This is a genomic window from Zoogloea sp. JDB1 (genome assembly GCF_056724025.1).
Genome location: NZ_CM161496.1, coordinates 3018177 through 3031771 on the forward strand (window position 1 = coordinate 3018177; position 13595 = coordinate 3031771).

At 62.3% G+C, this 13595-nt stretch carries 12 protein-coding genes, 1 tRNA gene and 2 pseudogenes; 9 read left to right on the forward strand and 6 right to left on the reverse strand.

The window, feature by feature from the left end:
* Window positions 1–42: 42 nt before the first annotated feature.
* The 3 genes from nosZ to trxB all read right to left on the reverse strand — a co-directional run bounded on the left by nosZ (window position 43) and on the right by trxB (window position 4319).
* Window positions 43–1989 (reverse strand): TAT-dependent nitrous-oxide reductase, encoded by a 1947-nt coding sequence (nosZ, locus tag AC1PPK_RS13490; protein ID WP_481113571.1) that lies wholly within the window; start codon window positions 1987–1989, stop codon window positions 43–45.
* A 295-nt stretch (window positions 1990–2284) separates the two neighbouring features.
* Entirely contained in the window at window positions 2285–3286 is a 1002-nt protein-coding gene (locus AC1PPK_RS13495; protein WP_481113572.1) for a Smr/MutS family protein, read from the reverse strand.
* Window positions 3287–3359: 73 nt separating this feature from the next.
* Window positions 3360–4319: a thioredoxin-disulfide reductase gene (gene trxB, locus AC1PPK_RS13500; RefSeq protein WP_481113573.1), complete on the reverse strand. Its 960-nt coding sequence runs from the start codon at window positions 4317–4319 to the stop codon at window positions 3360–3362.
* A gap of 215 nt (window positions 4320–4534) precedes the next feature.
* On the opposite strand from trxB, the gene AC1PPK_RS13505 reads away from it, so the two are divergent.
* From AC1PPK_RS13505 to AC1PPK_RS13520, 4 genes are all read left to right on the forward strand, one after another.
* Window positions 4535–5206, forward strand: a complete 672-nt coding sequence (locus AC1PPK_RS13505) for a Crp/Fnr family transcriptional regulator (protein ID WP_481113574.1) — start codon at window positions 4535–4537, stop codon at window positions 5204–5206.
* 144 nt (window positions 5207–5350) lie between these two features.
* Window positions 5351–7642, forward strand: coding sequence for a DNA translocase FtsK (locus AC1PPK_RS13510; protein WP_481113575.1), 2292 nt, complete (start codon window positions 5351–5353; stop codon window positions 7640–7642).
* The gene (gene lolA, locus AC1PPK_RS13515) at window positions 7639–8268 is read left to right on the forward strand and encodes an outer membrane lipoprotein chaperone LolA (protein ID WP_481113576.1); all 630 of its coding nucleotides are present in this window, start codon (window positions 7639–7641) and stop codon (window positions 8266–8268) included. The genes AC1PPK_RS13510 and lolA overlap by 4 nt, the downstream gene beginning before the upstream one ends.
* Window positions 8269–8283: 15 nt before the next feature.
* Complete coding sequence (locus AC1PPK_RS13520) at window positions 8284–9612, forward strand: replication-associated recombination protein A (protein WP_481113577.1); 1329 nt, start codon at window positions 8284–8286, stop codon at window positions 9610–9612.
* Here AC1PPK_RS13520 and AC1PPK_RS13525 read toward each other — a convergent pair.
* Window positions 9609–9872 carry a hypothetical protein gene (locus AC1PPK_RS13525; protein WP_481113578.1) on the reverse strand — a complete coding sequence of 88 codons (264 nt, stop codon included), beginning with the start codon at window positions 9870–9872 and terminating at the stop codon, window positions 9609–9611. The genes AC1PPK_RS13520 and AC1PPK_RS13525 overlap by 4 nt on opposite strands.
* 266 nt (window positions 9873–10138) lie before the next feature.
* Here AC1PPK_RS13525 and serS point away from each other — a divergent pair, with 266 nt between their 5' ends.
* The 4 genes and pseudogenes from serS to AC1PPK_RS13545 form a co-directional block, all read left to right on the forward strand.
* A complete protein-coding gene (serS, locus tag AC1PPK_RS13530; protein WP_481113579.1) occupies window positions 10139–11425 on the forward strand; it encodes a serine--tRNA ligase in 1287 nt (428 codons plus the stop codon).
* 99 nt (window positions 11426–11524) lie between these two features.
* The gene (locus AC1PPK_RS13535) at window positions 11525–11890 is read left to right on the forward strand and encodes a carboxymuconolactone decarboxylase family protein (protein ID WP_481113580.1); all 366 of its coding nucleotides are present in this window, start codon (window positions 11525–11527) and stop codon (window positions 11888–11890) included.
* A 43-nt stretch (window positions 11891–11933) separates the two neighbouring features.
* Window positions 11934–12023 (forward strand) — tRNA-Ser (locus tag AC1PPK_RS13540).
* 325 nt (window positions 12024–12348) lie between these two features.
* Window positions 12349–12414: pseudogene (locus AC1PPK_RS13545) on the forward strand (hypothetical protein); the annotation flags it as partial.
* A gap of 36 nt (window positions 12415–12450) precedes the next feature.
* Here AC1PPK_RS13545 and AC1PPK_RS13550 read toward each other — a convergent pair.
* Window positions 12451–12759: a hypothetical protein gene (locus AC1PPK_RS13550; protein WP_481113581.1), complete on the reverse strand. Its 309-nt coding sequence runs from the start codon at window positions 12757–12759 to the stop codon at window positions 12451–12453.
* Window positions 12760–12857: 98 nt separating this feature from the next.
* Here AC1PPK_RS13550 and AC1PPK_RS13555 point away from each other — a divergent pair.
* Window positions 12858–13177 (forward strand): annotated as a pseudogene (locus AC1PPK_RS13555) (transposase); the annotation flags it as partial.
* Between the two features lie 15 nt (window positions 13178–13192).
* On the opposite strand, the gene AC1PPK_RS13560 reads toward AC1PPK_RS13555, so the two are convergent.
* The gene (locus AC1PPK_RS13560; protein WP_481113582.1) at window positions 13193–13594 is read right to left on the reverse strand and encodes a type II toxin-antitoxin system MqsA family antitoxin; all 402 of its coding nucleotides are present in this window, start codon (window positions 13592–13594) and stop codon (window positions 13193–13195) included.
* Between the last annotated feature and the right edge of the window lies 1 nt (window position 13595).

Consider the following 13595-nt stretch of genomic DNA (forward strand, 5'->3'; position numbering starts at 1 on the left):
CCCCAAATTACTTCTTCGATAAGGAACGGTTTGCCGGCGGGCTTACTTCTCCACGATCATCCGGCTACGCATTTCGAGGTGCAAAGCGTGGCAGAAGTTCGTGCAATAGCACCAATAGACGCCCGGCTTGTCGGCCTTGAAGGTGACGGACTTGGTTTCCTGCGGGTTCACGATGAAGTTGATGTCGTACTTCGGAATCGCAAAGCCGTGGGTCAAGTCTTCGACCTTGTCCAGGTTGGTGAGGATGATGGTGACTTCGTCGCCTTTCTTGACGGTAAATTCCGGCAGGCTGAACGCTGGCGCCTGGGACACCATCTTGACGGTGACCTTGTTCCCCTTGCGCTCGACGCCGGACTCCTTCGGGTCCTTGATTGAGTTGGGGAAGTCGTCCAGGTTGTAGACCTGACGGGTCTTGATCAGCTCGCGCTTGACGATGATGGAGTCATGGGGCTCGGAATACACGGCATGGTCGGCCACCACCTTCATCTTGTCGCCGCTGATGTCGATGAGCTGGGCAGTTTCCGGGTGCAGCGGGCCGACCGGCAGGAAGCGGTCCTTGGAGAACTTGTTGTCGGACAGGAAGTACTTGCCGTCCGGCGCCTTGGTCTCGCCCATCGAGGTGAAGCCGTGGCCGGGCTGGTATTGCACGTCCACGCGGTCGAGCACGACCTTGGCATTCTTGTCGCCCTTGAAGGACTGGATGGCCGCTTCCACGTTCCACTTCACGATCTGGCTGTCGAGGAACAGGGTGGTGTAGGCGTTGCCCTTGTTGTCGAAGCCGGTGTGCAGGGGGCCGAGGCCGATTTCCGGTTCGCCGACGACGGAGTCGCGCGGGTCCTTCAGGTCGCCGTCGAACCACTTCAGCACCAGATCCAGTTGGATGACGCTGGCGGTGGGGGACAGCTTGCCGGAGCACACGAAGTACTTGCCGTCCGGGCTGGCATTGACGCCATGGGGGTTCTTCGGGATCGGCACGTAGCAGGTGAGGGCGGTCTTCGGATCCTGGTTGGCGGCCTTGGTGCCGTCCACCACGGGCACCTTGGAACTGCCGTAGGTCTTGGTCTTACCGGCCTTGACGGCTTCCTCGATGCGGGCGACGTTGAAGAACAGGCAGGCGTCGCGCTCGGAGGACATCATGTCCTGGTAGTGGGCGCCCATCTCGGTGTTGTACTGGTTGGTGGCGGCCAGCTTGCCATCGTAGGAGGTGGCGACCAGGTCGCAGTTGCCGTCGATCAGCACCTGCCAGCGCACTTCCATCGATTCCGAATCCACACAGGTGAACAGCGAGTGGTACTTGGTCGGATCGGTCATGTCGTTGCCGTCATTGGGCAACGGAATGGAGAACTCGGAGCCGCAGAACACGCGGGTGGTGTGGTTGATCTTTTCGTCCACCGGGTCGCGCTTGTCCGGGAAGGTGCCGTGGAAGCCCTGGACGTTCGGCAGCTCGGTGATCTTGTCCGTCTCCATCGTATCCATGCGGATACGTGCCAGGCGGCCGTGGATCTTGTCGTTCACGAACATGTACTTGCCGTCGTACATACCATCCACGTAAGACTGGTGTACGTGGTGGGTGTCGCCGGTGTGGTACTTGAGGCTGCCATCCGGCTTGGTGCCGATGATGGCCTTGGACTCGTTGGTGATGCCCCAGCCGACCAGGCAGTCCATGTTGAAGACCGGGATGCGCTTGAACAGGCGGCCGGACGGCATGCCGTAGATACGCACTTCGCCGGAATGGCCGCCGCTGGAGAAGGAATAGTATTCGTCGAGTTGGCCGGGGGGCACTTCATACTTGCCGTATTCACCGGCGCCGTGGGCGGCCGGTGCAGCAGCCGGCGCACCGGCGGCAGGGGCGGCGGCTTCCTGCTTGCAGGCGGACAAGCCGACAGACAGGCCGGCCCCGGCCAGGCCTGCGAGGGCGGCAGAGTTCAGAAACCTGCGGCGAGCCGGAACGGGGCTGGCGTCGTCGTGCTTGATGTCTTCGATACTCATTGTAGATGGTCTCCGTATGTCCCTAAGCTGAGTGCGAGCGGGCCGCGCAATGCGGGCTGCATTTCCAGACCAGGCGGGGAGGGGCGCCGGTCATGGCGCTCTGCCCCTGCGGCAATCTGTCGCAGCGCACTGTAGGGGGGCGGACACGGAAAAAAATTGACGGCGGGCAAGAATCGCCGAATAGCTTTGAAGAAAGCGGCGAAAACCCCGGAATCTACTTAAGCGTATTAGAACTTACTGAAATAAAAGCGGATTTTCCGGGGGATTGCGTGGCCTGGAAGCGCCGGACGAGGCGTCAGCTGCGCGTGGCGCTTCCGGCTTGCAGCAGTACCAGCAGCGCACCGTCGCCACCGTCATGGGGGCGGGCCTGACAGAAGGCAAGGATGTCTTCGCGCTGGGCCAGCCAGCCACGGGACAGGTGCTTGAGGACCGGGATGCGGCCCGGCGAACCGTGGCCCTTGCCGTGGATTACCCGCAGGCAGCGGCGGCCCTGCAGCACGGCTTGGGCGATGAAATGGGAGAGGGCTGCGCGAGCTTCGTCGCGGGTCAGGCCGTGCAGGTCGAGTTCGCCCTGTACCACCCAGCGCCCGCGGCGCAGGTCGGTGAGGACCCGGCGCGGCATCCCGACGCGCAGATAGGCGGCTTCGTCGCCCATGTCGAGGCGGTCTTCGAAGCTCAACGGGGTTTCCAGCGCTTCGCGCAGGACTTCCCGCTCATCCTCTTCGCGCTTGCGCGGCAGGGGCGCGGGTGTTGGCTTGGCCACCGCAGCCAGGTTCTTGTCCTTCAGGGGTGCGACCTTGCCGGCGACGTGGCGGAACAGTTCTGCGGGGTCGTGCAGTGTGCGCTCGTCGACGGCGGCTGCGGGGGCTTCCCAGCCCTCAAGCGCGCGGACCTGGGGATTGGCCTGCTGGCGCTGGCCGCTCAGGTCGACGCGGTTGAAGTCCTTGATCGGGGCGATGTCGCCGAGAGCCGCGCGGAACACTGCGGAGGGATCGTTTTCGTCGATGCGCCGGGGCCTGCACGGTCTTTCCGGCTCCGGCTCGATGATCTGCGGGCGGGGCTTTGGGACAGGCTTGGGCTTGTTGATCTCGGCCCGGTCCTGGCCGCGTACGGCTTGCAGCACGCCGACCTGTTTGCGGAAGAAGGTCGCGTCGTCTTCGGGGGGCAGCTCCATTGCCGTCGGGCGTGCCGGCGCTGCCACGGGACGGGCGATGATCGTCTTCAGCGTGCTGTTCGGTACCTGGTGCCGGATCGCCTTGAGGGCGTCGAGTCCGGCGGGGCGCTTGTCCTTGGCCATGGTGGTGAAATGCGGAGATCCAAATGGAAACGGACCGGGTTACCCCGGTCCGTTAGGGGGCATGCGGGCCGTTCTAGCCAGCCAGGCCCAGGCCGTCCAGGTAGCGCTCGGCGTCGAGCGCGGCCATGCAGCCGGTGCCGGCGCTGGTGACCGCCTGGCGGTAGATGTGGTCCTGCACGTCGCCGGCGGCGAACACGCCCGGCACGCTGGTGGCGGTGGCGTTGCCCTCACGGCCACCCTTGGTGACAATGTAGCCGTTCTCCATCTCCAGCTGGCCTTCGAAGATGTCGGTATTGGGCTTGTGGCCGATGGCGATGAATACGCCCTTCAGCTCGATGTCGCGGGTTTCACCGGTTTTCACGCTCTTGATGCGCATGCCGGTGACGCCGGTCTTGTCGCCGAGCACTTCGTCCAGCGTGGAGTCAAGGGCAAGCTCGATCTTGCCGGCGGCGACCTTCTCATGGACCTTGTCCACGAGGATGCGTTCGGCCTTGAACTTGTCGCGGCGATGCACGAGGGTGACCTTGCTGGCAATGTTGGCCAGGTATAGGGCTTCCTCGACGGCGGTGTTGCCGCCACCGACAACGGCGACTTCCTGATTGCGGTAGAAGAAGCCATCACAGGTGGCGCAGGCCGACACGCCCTTGCCGGAGAAGGCTTCCTCGGACGGCAGGCCCAGGTACTGGGCGCTGGCGCCGGTGGCGATGATCAGCGCGTCGCAGGTGTACTCGCCCGCATCGCCGACCAGGCGGATCGGTTTTTCCGCCAGGTGGGTAGTGTGGATGTGGTCGAAGATCATTTCCGTGTTGAAACGCAGTGCGTGCTTCTCGAAGCGGGCCATCAGTTCCGGGCCCTGCACCCCATCTGCATCGGCGGGCCAGTTGTCCACTTCAGTGGTGGTCATCAGCTGGCCGCCTTGGGCGATGCCGGTGATCAGCACGGGGTTCAGGTTGGCGCGGGCGGCATAGACGGCGGCACTGTAGCCGGCGGGGCCGGAGCCGAGGATCAGGAGCTTGATGTGTCGGGTAGCCATCTTCGTGGGTCTTTCTTGTCCGTAAGGCGAGGAAGACCGATTATAAGGCCCGAGGTTCCCGCCCGCTTTGGGATTTGTGGGGCGAAGCACCGCTTGGCATCACCGCCGAGGGTGATATGACGTCAGTTTGATTTATACTTAATCTCAGAAGTTGAACGACAATTTTGTCACGTCGCCGAGAAATTAATATCAGTGTCCCGCCGAGGAGAGGCCTTATGACCGTCACCAGCTCAGTGTCTACCATTGCCCTGAGGACCTTCCCGATCTTCCAGGGCCTGAGCGACGAGCGGCTGGCTACCGTGGCACGCGTGGCGATGATGCGCCGCGTAGCGCGGGGGGCTGCCGTCGTTCATGAAGGCGACCGTACCGATTTCGTGTATTTCGTGCTGACCGGCAACCTGAAGGTGATGGTCAGCGACGAGGATGGCCGCGAAGTGATCCTGACAATCCTGGGGCAAGGGGAAATGTTCGGTGAAATGGGCGTGCTGGATGACAGCCCTCGTTCCGCGTCGGTGGTGGCGGTGGCTCCGTCCGATCTGGTCACGATCGCCAAGTCCGACTTCAAGCGCCTGATGCAGGAGAATTTCGAGCTTTCCTGGCACGTCATGTGCAATCTCACCCGCCGTCTGCGCGACGCGGACCGCAAGATCGAGAGTCTGGCGCTGATGGACGTCTATGGCCGGGTGGCGCGCCTGCTCCTCGAGATGTCGGAGGAGATCGATGGTGTGAAGGTGGTGAAGAAGAAAATCTCCAAGCAGGACATCGCCAAGATGATCGGAGCTTCCCGCGAGATGGTCAGCCGGGTCATGAAGGACCTGGGGCTGCGCGGCCTGATCGAGGAAACCGACGGCGGTGTGATCCTGAGAGAAAAGATCTACGACTTGTGACTGGTCAGGAAATCCTTCCTTACGTATTCTCAAACGGAAGGGGAAGGGACGACCAGAGACCCTGGTTTATAATCGAAGCGCGGCGACGAGCCGCGCTTTTGCTTTTTTGGTATCGCTTCCGTAGTGCCCGACCCTCGCCGAACCATGTCAGAACTTCCCTCCACCCGCCCGCTTCCGCTGCCCGAAAAGATCGCCAGCCTGTTGCAGGAAGCCCGCTGGCTGTTCCTCGGCGTACTGGCCCTGTATTTCTCGATGATCCTGTTCGGCTATTCCAAGGCCGATCCCGGCTGGTCCCACGCCGTGCAGGTGGAGCGCGTCAGCAATCCGGGCGGTCGTTTCGGCGCGTGGCTGTCGGATCTGCTGCTCTACCTGTTCGGCGTGTCGGCCTGGTGGTGGGTGGCGTTCCTTGGCTTCGGCCTGGCTATCGGCTTCCGGCGCTTGAAGCTGGTGTTCGGGGCCGACCGGCGCTCCCTGCTCATCGTCGTCGTCGGATTCCTGATGGTGTTGATCGCCAGCAGCGGGCTGGAAGCGATGCGCTTCCACTCAATCAAGGCAGCGCTGCCTCTCGATCCCGGTGGCGTGATTGGCATCGAACTCGGCAATCTGGTACTGCAATACCTGGGCTTCACTGGTGGAACGCTGTTGTTGCTCGGTACGATCGCGGGTGGCCTGAGCCTGTTCTCAGGGGTGAGCTGGGTCGAGGCATCCGAACTGCTCGGCACCGGCCTGGAGCGGCTGTGGATCTTTGCCACCAACGGCTTCCAGACCTGGGAGGACCGTCGTGTCGGTCGCGAGGTGGCGCAGAAGCGCGAGGAGGTGGTAGAAACCAAGCGCAAAAAGGAGGAGGTCGAGCCTCCGCCCCCGGTCCGCATCGAGCCTGCGGTGGTGAAGGTCGAGAAGTCGGAGCGGGTCGAGAAGGAGCGGCAGCCGCATCTCTTTACCGAACTGCCCGGTGGTACGTTGCCGCCGCTGTCTTTGCTCGATGAGCCGTCCCACGACGTGGAGCCACCTTCCGTCGAGACGCTGGAATTCACGTCCCGCCTGATTGAGCGCAAACTGGCCGATTTCGGCGTTGAGGTGAAAGTGCTGGCGGCCTATCCGGGCCCGGTGATTACCCGTTTCGAGATCGAACCGGCGGTCGGCGTGAAGGGTAGCCAGGTCGTCAATCTGGCCAAGGATCTGGCGCGGGCGCTGTCGCTGGTCAGCATCCGGGTCGTCGAGACGGTGCCGGGCAAGGCTTGCATGGCGCTGGAACTGCCCAATTCCAAGCGCCAGACCGTGCGCCTGTCGGAGATCCTCGGCTCCCGCGCTTACCACGACATGACCTCGCCGCTGACCGTGGCGCTGGGCAAGGACATCGGCGGCCAGCCGCTGGTGGCGGACATCGCCAAGACGCCGCACCTGCTGGTGGCGGGTACCACCGGTTCGGGCAAGTCGGTGGGTATCAATGCGATGATCCTGTCTCTGCTCTACAAGTCCGAGCCGGCCGACGTACGCCTGATCCTGGTCGATCCGAAGATGCTCGAACTGTCCATCTACGAGGGCATTCCGCACCTGCTGGCGCCGGTCGTCACCGACATGAAGCACGCCGCCAACGCGCTCAACTGGTGCGTGGCGGAGATGGAGAAGCGCTACAAGCTGATGTCGGCGGTCGGCGTGCGCAACCTGGCCGGCTACAACAAGGCGGTGGCCGAAGCTGTCAAGGCTGGTGCGCCTCTGAAGAACCCGTTCTCGATCACCCCTGACAGTCCCGAACCCCTCGACAAGCTGCCCTACATCGTTGTGGTCATCGACGAACTGGCCGATCTGATGATGGTCGTCGGCAAGAAAATCGAGGAGCTCATCGCACGCCTGGCACAAAAGGCCCGTGCCGCCGGCATCCACCTGATCCTCGCCACCCAGCGCCCCAGCGTGGATGTCATCACCGGCCTCATCAAGGCCAACATCCCGACCCGCATGGCCTTCCAGGTTTCCAGCAAGATCGACTCCCGTACCATTCTCGACCAGATGGGCGCGGAGAGCCTGCTGGGCATGGGTGACATGCTCTACCTGGCGCCGGGCACCGGCCTGCCGACCCGCGCCCACGGCGCTTTCGTGGCGGACGATGAGGTCCACAAGGTGGTCGAGTTCCTCAAGTCCACCGGCGAGCCGGACTACATCGAAGGCGTGCTGACGCCATCCGAAGAAGAGGGCGGCGATCTGCTAGGCGGTGGCGAAGGTGGGGAGGGCAGCGAGGCCGACCCGCTCTACGACCAGGCCGTGGAGATCGTCGTCAAGACCCGCCGGCCGTCGATTTCCCTGGTCCAGCGCCATCTGCGCATCGGTTACAACCGTGCAGCACGCCTGATCGAACAGATGGAGCGCTCCGGCTTGGTCACGCCGATGGGCTCCAATGGCAACCGGGAAGTGGTTGCTCCAGCCCGCGAAGGAGAATGATGATCCGCCGTACCCACACCCTGCGCGCCCTCGGGCTCGCGTTGCTGCTTGCAGCCGGTTCGGCCCGTGCCGATGCGCTGGGCCAACTCAAGCAGTTCATGGAAGGCACCCGCAGCGCCAAGGGTAGTTTCACTCAGCAGGTTATGTCCAAATCGGGCCGCAAGCCCCAGCAGGCCGCCGGTACCTTTGCCTTTGCGCGTCCCGGCAAGTTCCGGTGGACCTACGAGAAGCCCTACGCCCAGTTGCTGGTGGGCGACGGCAGCAAGCTGTGGGCCTACGACCAGGAGCTCAACCAGGTCACCACCAAGAAGCTCGGCCAGGCCCTCGGCACGACTCCGGCGGCGATCCTGGCCGGTGACAACTCCCTCGACAAGAACTTCGTGTTGAAGGATGCCGGCAGCGCCGACGGCCTGGAATGGGTTGAGGCGACGCCGAAGGCCAGTGACAGCAGCTTCGAGCGCATTCGCATGGGCTTTGCCGGAGGGCAGCTGAAAGCGATGATCCTCAACGACAACTTTGGCCAAACCACGTCGCTGAACTTCGGCCACATGGAGCGCAATCCGGCGCTGGATGCCGGGCTGTTCCGCTTCGTGCCGCCGAAGGGCGCCGACCTGGTCGGCGAGTGAGCCCGCAAATCCTTCATGGCTGATCTTTTCGACGCCCTCGACCCGCCGCGCATGCCGCTGGCGGAGGCCATGCGGCCCAAGACGATCACCGAGGTCATTGGCCAGAAGCACCTGCTCGGGCCGGGCAAGCCGCTGGCGCTGGCTTTCCAGTCTGGCAAGCCGCACTCGATGATCCTGTGGGGCCCGCCGGGCGTCGGCAAGACGACGCTGGCGCGCCTGATGGCGAAATCCTTCGACGCGGAATTCACGGCGCTGTCGGCGGTGTTCTCGGGCGTCAAAGACATCCGCGAGGCGATCGCCCAGGCCGAGGTGGCGCGCACCCGCGGGCGCCACACGATCCTCTTCGTCGACGAGGTGCATCGCTTCAACAAGGCCCAGCAGGACGCCTTCCTGCCCTACGTGGAGCAGGGCTTGGTCACGCTGGTCGGGGCGACCACCGAGAATCCGTCCTTCGAGGTGAATTCGGCGCTGCTGTCGCGGGCCGCGGTCTATGTGCTAGAGCCCTTGAATGCCGAGGAGCTGGGCGAGCTCTTCGAGCGGGCCCGCGTCTTTGCATGTCCAGAACTGGTTTTCGAGGACGATGCCCGCGATCGCCTGACTGGTTTTGCCGACGGCGACGCCCGGCGCATGCTCAACCTGCTTGAGCAGGTGCAGACGGCCGCGACGACGGCCGGCGTCAATCCGGTTACGCCGGCCTTCATCGACGAGGCGCTATCGCGCAACCTGCGCCGTTTCGACAAGGGCGGCGAAGCCTTCTACGACCAGATCTCGGCGCTGCACAAATCGGTGCGCGGCTCTGATCCGGACGCCGCGCTGTACTGGCTGTGCCGCATGCTCGACGGTGGCGCCGAGCCGCTTTACATGGGGCGGCGCCTGGTGCGTATGGCGATCGAGGACATCGGCCTGGCTGATCCGCGGGCGCTGGAAATCTGCCTGAACGCCTGCTCCACGTATGAGCGGCTCGGCTCTCCGGAAGGCGAGCTGGCGCTGGCCCAAGCGGTGGTCTTCCTGGCCTGCGCGGCCAAATCGAACGCGGTATACAAGGCGTATAATGCGGCGCGAAAATTTGTAGCTGAGGATGTGTCGCGTCCGGTGCCTATCCACCTGCGCAATGCGCCCACCAAGCTCATGAAGGAACTGGGTTACGGCAAGGCCTACCGTTACGCCCACGACGAGCCGGGCGCCTATGCGGCGGGGGAGAACTACTTTCCGGAGGGGATGGCGAAGCCGGGCTGGTACGTACCGGCCGACCGGGGCATGGAAGCGAAGATTGCCGAAAAACTGGCCCGCCTGCGCGAACTGGATCGGGACTATGAGGTCCGCGCAGGCGACGGTAGTGCTTAGTGCGAGATCGGATGGTTGGCGATGAAGCGGTCGCGGGCTGCGCGGAAACGCTGCGCCCGGCTGCGATCGCCGCTTTCCTCCGCTTCGTCCACCAACTCGCGCATGAATTGGGTCAACATCAGCGTTCCCTCACGGGTCTGGACCAGCCCGCAGGCAATCTGGGCGGCCGCCACTTCGGGAATGTCATGGTGTTCGGCGATGATGGCAACGTCTTCGTCGGTCAGGTCGCAGTAATCCAGGCAGTCGCGGATGGACAACATTGGTGTGTCTCCTTCAATGGATTTGGTCTCAGAAAAACAGCGCCGTCTGCGGACGCCTTTTCTTTAATTGTGACCGGTGAGTTCGTTAAATCAAGAAGACTTTGACTCGGAGCGAGCTATTAACTTCTTGATTTCTATTGTGTCTGGTATCTCGGGCAGTGCAGAAGATGTTGCGCTGCAATATAACTGAAAACCGGAGGTCGTGTTCGGCATTTTCCGAAATCGGCTTCCAGATCTGCTAGATTCTGATTTGAATAGGGATTCCCATGCTTGATGTGCAATTGCTGCGTACCCGCCTGGACTTTGTTGCAGAGCGTTTGGCAACGCGTGGAATGACGCTCGACGTGGCCGCCTTCCAGGCCCTCGAGGATGAGCGCAAGGAGCGACAGACGCGTACCCAGGAACTCCAGGCTCGTCGCAACACCCTGTCCAAGCAGGTCGGTCAGCTGAAGGGGAAGGGCGAGGACGCCTCCGCGGTGCTGGCTGAGGTGGCAGGCATCGGCGACGAGCTGAAGGCCAACGAGGCGGCCCTCGCTGAGTTGCTGGAGCGCTTCAATGCCTTTCTTGCGGGCCTGCCCAACCTGCCCCACGAAAGCGTGCCGGTCGGCCGTTCCGAAGAGGACAACGTTGAGGTGAGCCGCTGGGGTACAGTGCCGAGCTTCGATTTCGAAGTGCGCGACCACGTGGACATCGGCGCTCGCCTGGGTGGGCTGGATTTCGAGACCGCGGTGAAGATTTCTGGGGCCCGCTTCACGCTGATGAAGGGCGGTCTGGCCCGTCTGCACCGTGCCCTGGCCCAGTTCATGGTGGACACTCACTCCGGTGAGCATGGCTACACTGAGCTCTACGCGCCGTACCTGGTCAACGCCGACAGCATGTACGGCACCGGCCAGCTGCCCAAGTTCGAGGAAGACCTGTTCGCGGTGCCGAAGGCCGACGGCAGCAAGTTCTACCTGATCCCGACCGCCGAAGTGCCGGTGACCAACATCGTTCGCGACGAGATCGTGCCGGCCGATGCGCTGCCGATGAAGTTCGTCTGCCATACGCCGTGCTTCCGCTCCGAAGCCGGCAGCTATGGTCGGGATACTCGCGGGATGATCCGCCAGCACCAGTTCGACAAGGTCGAGCTCGTGCGTATCGAAAAGCCCGAAAACGCCTGGGTGGCGCTGGAAGAACTGACCGGCCACGCCGAGGCCATTCTGCAGAAGCTCGAACTGCCGTACCGCAAGATCGTCCTGTGCACCGGCGACATGGGCTTCGGCTCCGCCAAGACCTACGATCTGGAAGTATGGTTGCCGGCCCAGAACACTTATCGCGAGATCTCGTCCTGCTCCTGTTTCGAGAGCTTCCAGGCCCGCCGCATGCAGGCCCGCTTCAAGAACGCCCAGGGCAAGAATGAAACGCTGGCGACCCTCAATGGCTCTGGTCTGGCGGTTGGTCGTACCTTGGTGGCAATCCTCGAGAATTACCAGCAGGCCGATGGTTCGGTGCGTATTCCGACTGCGCTGCAGCCCTACATGGGCGGGCTGACTGTGCTTCAGGCTGCGCAGTAATGAAAAAAAGCCGGGCGGGCATGCGTCTGCCCGGTTTTCAGAGCTGGGCTCATCCTATATATTAGAACTTGTTAATGTACTAATTGTTGGAGGCCCTCCATGAGCAGCAAATCTTTCACTCAAATTACCGGTGATCTTTCCAAGGGGCTCGCCACGCTGCGAGCCGACATCCCGGAAACCATGAGTGCCTTCAACACACTGGCCAAGGAGTCGATGAAGGCGGGGGCATTGACTGCGCTGCAGAAGGAGCTCATTGCGCTGGCGATCGGGGTGGCTGCCCGATGCGATGGCTGCATCGGTTTCCACGTCAAGGCCTTGATCCGGCTAGGCGTGACTCGGGAACAGTTGATGGAGACTCTGGCCATCTGTACCTACATGGGAGGAGGGCCGAACCTGATGTATGCGGCAGAGGCCGTACGGGCTTACGAGGAATTTACCGCAGCACAAACAAAAATCGCCGAATAGCTGGCTTTTTCTGATAAGTGCTATATAATGGCGCCCTTCGAGCGGAAAGGTGGCAGAGTGGTCGAATGCGCCGGACTCGAAATCCGGTATACGGTTCTCCGTATCGAGGGTTCGAATCCCTCCCTTTCCGCCATTGTTTGAACGAAAAGCCCTGATTTTTCAGGGCTTTTTTGTTTTTATATCGTTCGCTGGTATGCCATGGCAGGCGGGCTTCGGTTGATCGTCGTTGGACAGGGCTGGATAAAGTTCTGACTCCTGCGCTCATACCCACTTAGGGCGCGGACGCGCTCCGGTGTAATCTGGCGGCCTGACCTCGCGAAGCAGTGGGTTCGGTGTCCCGGCTCGGTCGGCACGGGCCTGCTCTTCGTGAAGACCAAAGACAGCAACGGAGAGGACCGCATCGCCTACTACCACCATGACCACCTGGGCACACCGCTGCAGGCGACGGACGTGATCCGATTGGGTTGGCGGGTGGCATCAATACCTATGCCTATGTCGGGGGGAACCCGCTGCGATACACAGACCCCTTTGGGTTGAGTGCCCTTGGTACGAGCCTTGGCTTAGTTGGGGCGTGGAGCGGCCGAATTGGCGCTACCTTCGTCGGAGAAGCGATATTTCCTGCAGGTGGTGGCGTCCCCGGTGCCTTCATTGGCGGCAAGCTGGGCAATGCTGCCGGCGTGGTCGCGGGCGATTGGCTCGATTCGGTCCTGTTTAGCAAGGCCAAGGACGACGAAGTCGGCGGCACTTGTCCGATAAAAAGGGGTGGTGGCAACGGTGGAATGCCCGGCAATAACAGGGCCCCAAACAAGTAGGCCAGGCAAGCCGCTGCACAGGCTGGACTCAATGACCAGCAGCAACGGATATGCCACGATGCCATCTCTGGTCAGGGCTACGGTTGGCAAGACATTCTGGACATCGAAAGGCAAATTAAGGCGGGGCAGTGGTGAGTGCTGAAACAGGTGGGCTGTCGGTGCCGCCTATTCGTGGCAAGCGGGGGCGACCGCTCTCCAAGCCCCACATCATCCAGGCCGACCGCGGCTACGATCACGACAAGTACCATCGGCCCCTGCACGCCCAAGGCATCAAGACCGAGATCGCACGGCGTAATACCCCGCACGGCAGTGGGCTGGGTAAAACCCGCTGGGTCGTCGAGCAGACCATCGGTTGGCTCCACAATTACCGACGCCTGCGGTTCGATCGGAGCGATTGGCGCTCATTCACGAAGCCTTTATCAAGATCGCCTGCAGCCTCATTTGCTGGCGAAAATTGAAATCCGCGGAAGGCTAATTTTGTTAGAGCTTCTTATGCAGCTCTCACTTCATTGAGCAAATCCGGATGATGATCCAACAGCTTAAGCAGCTTCACCAGGGCCAGCGGCGGTTTGGTCTTCCCGTTTTCATAGCGCGAAAACGCGTTAACACCACCGCCAAAAATCTCGCCGGCCTCGCGCTGGCCAAGATCGAGTTTTTTGCGCACGCTGACGATAAAGCCCGGATCGACGATGGCTGCGTTCACTTGCCGGTTGAACGCCTGCATTTCGCGCATGACACGCTCCGTTTCTGCCGCGTCTGTAATGGACTCATCGCACGCCGGGCAAAAATCGGCAGTCACCGCAGGAATCACGGTGGCCTCGCCTTTGTATACGTAGGGCAGGTCGCGGGTATCGTGGATCAGCTCTGCCGCGCCACAAACGGGACATCTCATG

Coding starts and splice junctions, on each gene's coding strand:
- AC1PPK_RS13525 (WP_481113578.1), bottom strand. CDS start 9,872: ATGTTGTCCATCCGCGACTGCCTGGATTACTGCGACCTGACCGACGAA.
- AC1PPK_RS13535 (WP_481113580.1), top strand. CDS start 11,525: ATGAGCAGCAAATCTTTCACTCAAATTACCGGTGATCTTTCCAAGGGG.
- lolA (WP_481113576.1), top strand. CDS start 7,639: ATGATGATCCGCCGTACCCACACCCTGCGCGCCCTCGGGCTCGCGTTG.
- trxB (WP_481113573.1), bottom strand. CDS start 4,319: ATGGCTACCCGACACATCAAGCTCCTGATCCTCGGCTCCGGCCCCGCC.
- AC1PPK_RS13495 (WP_481113572.1), bottom strand. CDS start 3,286: ATGGCCAAGGACAAGCGCCCCGCCGGACTCGACGCCCTCAAGGCGATC.
- AC1PPK_RS13505 (WP_481113574.1), top strand. CDS start 4,535: ATGACCGTCACCAGCTCAGTGTCTACCATTGCCCTGAGGACCTTCCCG.
- serS (WP_481113579.1), top strand. CDS start 10,139: ATGCTTGATGTGCAATTGCTGCGTACCCGCCTGGACTTTGTTGCAGAG.
- AC1PPK_RS13510 (WP_481113575.1), top strand. CDS start 5,351: ATGTCAGAACTTCCCTCCACCCGCCCGCTTCCGCTGCCCGAAAAGATC.
- AC1PPK_RS13520 (WP_481113577.1), top strand. CDS start 8,284: ATGGCTGATCTTTTCGACGCCCTCGACCCGCCGCGCATGCCGCTGGCG.
- AC1PPK_RS13560 (WP_481113582.1), bottom strand. CDS start 13,594: ATGAGATGTCCCGTTTGTGGCGCGGCAGAGCTGATCCACGATACCCGC.
- nosZ (WP_481113571.1), bottom strand. CDS start 1,989: ATGAGTATCGAAGACATCAAGCACGACGACGCCAGCCCCGTTCCGGCT.